5 protein-coding genes and 1 pseudogene are annotated in these 6,081 nt (G+C 62.3%); 2 read left to right on the forward strand and 4 right to left on the reverse strand.

The window, feature by feature from the left end; genetic code table 11:
• Positions 1–308: DapH/DapD/GlmU-related protein (locus tag HXO69_RS08425; protein ID WP_296546490.1), on the forward strand; the 308-nt coding region annotated here is incomplete at its 5' end.
• 33 nt (positions 309–341) lie between these two features.
• A complete protein-coding gene (locus HXO69_RS08430) occupies positions 342–1,466 on the forward strand; it encodes a hypothetical protein (protein WP_296546492.1) in 1,125 nt (374 codons plus the stop codon).
• A gap of 163 nt (positions 1,467–1,629) precedes the next feature.
• Here the strand turns inward: HXO69_RS08430 and HXO69_RS08435 are convergent, their stop codons facing one another.
• The 4 genes and pseudogenes from HXO69_RS08435 to HXO69_RS08450 form a co-directional block, all read right to left on the reverse strand.
• Positions 1,630–3,114, reverse strand: coding sequence for a dihydrolipoamide acetyltransferase family protein (locus HXO69_RS08435; RefSeq protein ID WP_296546494.1), 1,485 nt, complete (start codon positions 3,112–3,114; stop codon positions 1,630–1,632).
• 99 nt (positions 3,115–3,213) lie between these two features.
• Complete coding sequence (locus HXO69_RS08440) at positions 3,214–4,200, reverse strand: alpha-ketoacid dehydrogenase subunit beta (RefSeq protein WP_296546495.1); 987 nt, start codon at positions 4,198–4,200, stop codon at positions 3,214–3,216.
• A gap of 2 nt (positions 4,201–4,202) precedes the next feature.
• On the reverse strand, positions 4,203–5,369 hold the full coding sequence (locus HXO69_RS08445; protein WP_296546496.1) for a thiamine pyrophosphate-dependent enzyme: 1,167 nt from the start codon (positions 5,367–5,369) through the stop codon (positions 4,203–4,205).
• Positions 5,370–5,771: 402 nt separating this feature from the next.
• A pseudogene (locus HXO69_RS08450) lies at positions 5,772–6,081 on the reverse strand (aminotransferase); the annotation flags it as partial.

The following is a 6,081-nucleotide window of genomic DNA, read 5'->3' on the forward strand; positions in this document are numbered from 1 at the left end:
CCACCCACCCGCTCAACCCCGTCGACCGCGCCGCATACTGGGAAGGCGGCAAGCCCATCACCGTTGAAGACAACGTCTGGATTGGCGGCGGCGCTATCATCCTGGGCGGCGTGACCATCGGCAAGAACTCCGTGATCGGTGCGGGCACCGTCGTCACTAAGGACGTACCCGAAAACTCCCTCGTGGTCGGCAACCCCGGCCGCGTCATCCGCACCCTGGACGAGAACGAACGCCCGGCGTACCCGCACACCTACTCCACAGAAGCCCTGGAAGAAGCACGCGCCTTCTACGCTGACCGCAACCGCTAAATCAGCGCCCAGGATTAGAATCCAAAGGATTTAATGAACGCACAGAACAACACCCCGCAGCAGCGTCCGGCTGCCGCGGCGTCTTCCTCTGCCCCCACCGAAAGTGACCTGTGGGAGGCGGCATTCTCCTCTGATGACCCCACGGTGGTCCTGACCGATGAGGACCTGAACGCCGCACGCCGCGCGCACGAAAAGGCGCGCGAGGCAGCCTCTTCGGCGCAGTCTGCCGCACAGTCCTCGCAGGATGCGACCCGCCCCCTCTCTGAGGCGGCTACCGCAACGCAGCCGGTCGTCTCCCCCGGTGCCACTTCTCAGGGCGCGGAATCCGGTGCTGACTTGGGCGAACCCGCTACCGATAACCTCAGCTGGCTCGACAAGCCCGCGGCCCCCAGCGCGGACAACGTACGCGGTAATGCTTCTGTTGCCCCCGCTACCGCACCGACTGCGGCGGCAAGCTACGAGGTGCCCGCACCCGGCAACGCCCATGCGGCCCCCAGCGCCCCGCAGTCTGACCCCGCGGCAGATGACCATTTCGTCATCCCCACCCCCGCCGGTACCGCAGGCGCGGCGGGCGCAGAGCCCGTCCTCACCGCCGCAACCGCCCTATCCCTGCAGAAGAGCCGCTACTCCCGCATGCAGCTGCTGCCCGGTCTGCTCGGCTGGCTGATTACCATCTCCCTCATGGACGGTGGCCTGTGGGCTATCCAGTCGTGGCTGGCCCTGACCGGTCAGAGCGAATCCATCGAATACTCTTCGGTGGTCTCCCGCCTCTTTAGCGGTGCGTCCAACGCCGTGCCGGTTGCGGTCGCGCTGAGCGTACTGATTTTCTTCGCCTACCTGGTGGGCGGCTACGCGGCGGGTCGTATGGCGCGATTCGCTGGCGCTAAGCAGGGCATCGCCGTGTGGCTCTGGCAGATTATGGCGCTGATTCTCGGCTCCCTGGCGACCTTCCTGGCGCCTCAGCTGTTCCAGAACGGTGTTGCGTCCCTGTCCCTGCAGAAGCTCATTGCAGGCGATTTCGCGAACGGTCTGCTGGCGGTTCTGCTGGTTCTGGCGTTGAGCTTCCTGGGCGCTATCCTGGGCGGCCTGTGCGGACGCCTGTACCACCGCCGCGTGGACAAGTACCCGAGCGACCAGGTCGCACGCGAGGACGCCTAACCTAGGCTTCTAAGCGCCCGCGCCTCGTTGCGATAGGAATAAAACCATAGAGAAAACCTCCGGTACCTTACGCAAGGTACCGGAGGTTTTCTCTATCTAAATCTGTATCCTAAACAGCTTCAGCTACCCAGTAATAAAACGCCGACTAGCCAAAACATGCCGCCTAGTGGTCCAGCAGCAGTGCAGGCTCCTCAAGAATCGCAGCCACGTCAGCCATGAAACGAGCCGACAGGTCGCCATCCACCACGCGGTGGTCGAAGGAGCCGCCCAGGGTCGTCACCCAGCGAGGAATAACCTCACCATCAACCACCCACGGCTTCTGCTTGATTGTACCGAAGGCAACAATCGCAACCTCACCCGGGTTGATGATCGGGGTACCGGTATCAATACCCAGCGAACCAATGTTCGTAATGGTCAGGGTGCCGTTCGCCATCTCAGCGGGCTGAGTCTTACCCTCACGGGCGCGGGTGGTCAGGTTGTTCAGCGCAATAGCTAGCTCACGCAGGGACAGCTCCTGAGCATCCTTAATGTTCGGAACCATCAGGCCGCGCGGGGTCGCCGCAGCAATACCCAGGTTCATGAAGTGCTTAATCTGGATTTCGCTGTCGGTCCAGGTCGCATTGACCTGCGGGTTACGCTCAGCAGCCCAAATTACCGCGGCGGCAAGCACGAGCAGCGGGGTGACCTTCACGCCCTCAAAGTGGCGAGACTTCTTCAGGCGCTTCACGAACTCCATGGTGCGGGAGGCATCAACGTCCACGAAGATGGACACGTGCGGGGCGCTAAACGCCGAAGAAACCATCGCCTTCGCGGTTGCCTTACGCACACCACGCACCGGAATGCGCTCAATGCGGTCACCGGGGGTGACTGCGGGCTGCCAGAACGGCTGGCGGGCGCCGCTATGCTGCACATCGCTCAGGTGCGCCACATAGTTCATGAGGTCCTGCTTGGTCACCTGGCCACGCGCACCGGTAGCAGTCACGTTCGCCAGGTCAACACCCAGCTCCTTTGCGGCAAGACGCACCGGAGGCGGCGCGAGGGTCGGGCGGTGCGGAACCTGCTCGGGCGGCAGGGTCGGAGCCGCAGCCGGCGCTGCCGCCGCGGGTTCGTGCGACAAACGCTGCACCACCGAGTTCAGCGGGGTGTTCTCCACAAAGCGGGAGGCACGCTCAGCCAGCTCGCTCAGCAGGCCCTGGTTGCGGTTCACGGGGTCAGCGGGGGTGTGCGCCACGGGTGCCTGAACAGCCGGGGCTGCCGGTGCTACCGGAGCCTGCGCGGGCTGGGTTGCGGAGGCGGGGCGCTTGCGGGCGCGACGCTTCACGGCATCCGCCTTGGGGCCGGAGCCAACCAGTGCGGTGCCGGATTCAGTCTCTGCCGCGGCAGGTGCAGCCGGTGCTGCGGGTGCGCTGTCACCGCCGGAGATGCTGATAATCGGGGTGCCCACCTCAACGGTTTCACCTTCGGCAACGAGTAGCGCCTCAATGGTGCCGGCGAAGGGCGAGGGCAGTTCCACGACGCTCTTAGCGGTTTCAATTTCAACGAGGACATCATTGATGGCGACCTCGGTGCCGACGGCTACCTTCCAGCTGAGGATTTCTGCTTCGGTCAGGCCTTCACCCACGTCAGGGAGCGGGAAAATCTGGGACATTTTTACCTCTCACTAGGGCATATACCCTATACGGAATATTCTGTGCGGGCTTTCAACCCGCCATAGCGCAACACGCTGATACGTCAGATCAGGGTATGCCTAGTAGTCAAAAGCGCGGTCAACCGCCTCAAGAATACGGTCAATATCGGGCACGTACTCTTCTTCAACACGAGAAACCGGGTACGGCATGTAGTAGCCGCCCACGCGAATCACCGGCGCCTGCAGACTGTAGAAGCAACGCTCCGTAACAGCCGCAGCCAGCTCGCCACCCATACCGCCAAAGGTCGGTGCCTCGTGAGCAATAATCAGGCGGCCGGTCTTCGCCACCGAAGCGGCAACCGTCGGTACATCCAGCGGCGAAATCGAGCGCAGGTCAATAACCTCAATCGAGCGGCCATCCTCAACCGCAGCCTCCGCGGCGGCCAATGCAACCGGCACCAGCGGACCGTACGCAACGATGGTCGCGTCGGTACCCTCACGCACCACCTGGGCGCTGAACGGGTCAAAGGAAGTATCGCTAAAGTCCACTTCGCCCTTGAGCCAGTAGCGGCGCTTCGGCTCAAAAATAATGACCGGGTCCGGGCATTCAATCGCCTTGCGGGTCATCCAGTACGCCTCGTGCGGAGTCGAGGGGGTCACAATACGCAGACCCGCGGTGTGGGCGAACAGCGCCTCCGGGGACTCGGAGTGGTGCTCCACCGAACCAATCACGCCACCGTACGGAATGCGGATGGTCACCGGCACCGTGTACTGCTTATCGGTGCGGTTGTGAATCTTCGCCAGCTGGCTCGTAATTTGGTTATAGGCGGGGAACACGAAGCCGTCGAACTGAATCTCCGGCACGGGGCGGTAGCCACGCAGGGCCATACCGATGGAGGTGCCGATAATGCCGGACTCTCCCAGGGGCGCATCCATGACGCGGCGGTTGCCGAAGCGCGCCTGCAGGCCCTCGGTCACACGGTACACGCCACCAAGCTTGCCGATATCCTCACCGAGCATGACGACGGTGCGGTCGGCTTCCATGGCGTCTTCCAGGCCGCGGGTAATCGCCTTGGCGAGGGTCAAACGTTCAATTTTCTCGCTCATGCTTACTCCTCTTCAAAGCCTGCAACGTAGTTACGGTAGAACTCGCGGTCGTCTTCCACCTGCTGATGCTCCTGCGCATAGACGCGGTCGAAGAAATACTCAAAGTCGGCAACCTCGGAGTTCAGCACTGCCTCACGCACGCCGTTCGCGACCTGCTGCGCAGATTCTGCAACCTCTTCAAAGAAGGCATCATCGGCGTAACCGTTATCGCGTAGGTGCTTCTCGAGGCGAATCATGGGGTCGCGGTGCAGCGGCCCCTCAAGGTCGGCCTCGGTGCGGTACTTCGTGGGGTCGTCGGCAGTGGTGTGCGGGCCCAGGCGGTAGGTCTCGGCCTCGATGAGCACGGGACCCTCGCCGGCACGAATCTTCTCCATGGCGTAACGGGTCACCGCGAGCACGCCCAGGATGTCATTGCCGTCCACGCGCAGGCCCTCGAAGCCGTAACCGGCGGCTCGGGTCGAAATCGGCACGCGCGACTGCACCTCGAAGGGAACCGAGATGGCCCAGCGGTTGTTCTGCACGAAGAAGAGCACCGGCGCGTTATAGGAGGCAGCGAAGACCATGGACTCGTGCGCGTCACCCTCGGTGGAGGAACCGTCACCAAAGTAGACCGCCACGGCGGGCTTCTTGGTGTCCTCGGCGGGATCGGTTGCCTGACCCTGACCGGTGCGGCGGGTGCCGGTTTCAGCCTCGATGTCAGCGTCGAAGTTCAGGCCCATGGCGTAGCCGACGGCATGCAGAGTCTGAGCGGCAAGCACCTTGGTGTAGGTGTGGAAGTTGTGCGCCTTCATGTCCCAGCCGTGGGTGGTGGAGCCGCGGAAAATGGTAATCAGGTCGCGGAAGTCCACGCCGCGCGCCAGGGCGACGGCGTGCTCACGGTAGGAGGGGAAGATGTAGTCATTGGGCGCGTAGGCGAGTGCGGAGCCAATCTGCGCGGCTTCCTGGCCTCGGCTGGGCACCCAGAGGGCGAGCTGACCCTGGCGCTGCAGGGCGGTTGCCTCGTCGTCGAATCGGCGGGTGGTGTACATGAGGCGGTATGCCTCGCGCAGGGTGTCTGCGTTGACGTCTTCGATGTACCGGCTGTAGGTGGGGTGTTCGTGTACGGTGCCGTTTTCATCCATGAGCTGGATGCGTTCGGGCACTCCGGGGTACTTGTCGTTCTCGTGCATCTAACCTCCACACGTGACGAGGGCTTGGCCCTCAGCGGCCCGGGTTTTAGTCTCAACGTTCACCTGATGGTGCAGGGTTTGAGGTGTTCCGGTAGGCCTGTGAGGGTCTGGGCATATATAGTTACCAGTCTACTCTTTTCGGCTTTATCTCGCGGCAGTTACGCTGATAACGCAGTGTATTGTGCCCTGTCATTCACTATTTGAACATCATTAAATTAAACCTCCCGTATATTCTTTTACAGGAATATATGGGAGGTTTAGTTTAGCCATTAAGCGCTTTTTCGAGCCGCCATTTTTCTCACGCGAGAACCATTTGAAGAGCCCAAACGAACCTCGACTAGGGAAAATAGTACATTGTTCAATTAGAGCCGGGTGGGTACCCGCACTCCTCTATGAGAGACCCTAGAGGCCCTTCGCGAAGACCTCGCATAGCGAGAGGAAACGGTCGTTCGCCTCCACCTCACCGATGCTCACGCGCACGCCCTCGGTACCGAACGCACGCACCGACAGCGCGTGCTCAGCCATCAGCTGCACAAACTCACCCGTACGCTCCCCCAGGGGCAGCCACACAAAGTTCGCGTAAGTGCTCGGGAACTCGTAGCCCAGCTCGCACAGGCGGGCGGTCACGCGCTCACGCTCAGACACCAGGTGGCTCACGCGCTCCATCACCGCATCCTCATGCTCGATGGAGGCGATAGCCGCCGCCTCCGCC

This window comes from Rothia sp. (in: high G+C Gram-positive bacteria) (genome assembly GCF_015265375.1).
Lineage (GTDB): Bacteria > Actinomycetota > Actinomycetes > Actinomycetales > Micrococcaceae > Rothia.

Bases quoted from the DNA above. Each gene is read 5' to 3' on its own strand.
- HXO69_RS08440 (WP_296546495.1), bottom strand. From the start codon at position 4,200: ATGAGCGAGAAAATTGAACGTTTGACCCTCGCCAAGGCGATTACCCGC.
- HXO69_RS08430 (WP_296546492.1), top strand. From the start codon at position 342: ATGAACGCACAGAACAACACCCCGCAGCAGCGTCCGGCTGCCGCGGCG.
- HXO69_RS08445 (WP_296546496.1), bottom strand. From the start codon at position 5,369: ATGCACGAGAACGACAAGTACCCCGGAGTGCCCGAACGCATCCAGCTC.
- HXO69_RS08435 (WP_296546494.1), bottom strand. From the start codon at position 3,114: ATGTCCCAGATTTTCCCGCTCCCTGACGTGGGTGAAGGCCTGACCGAA.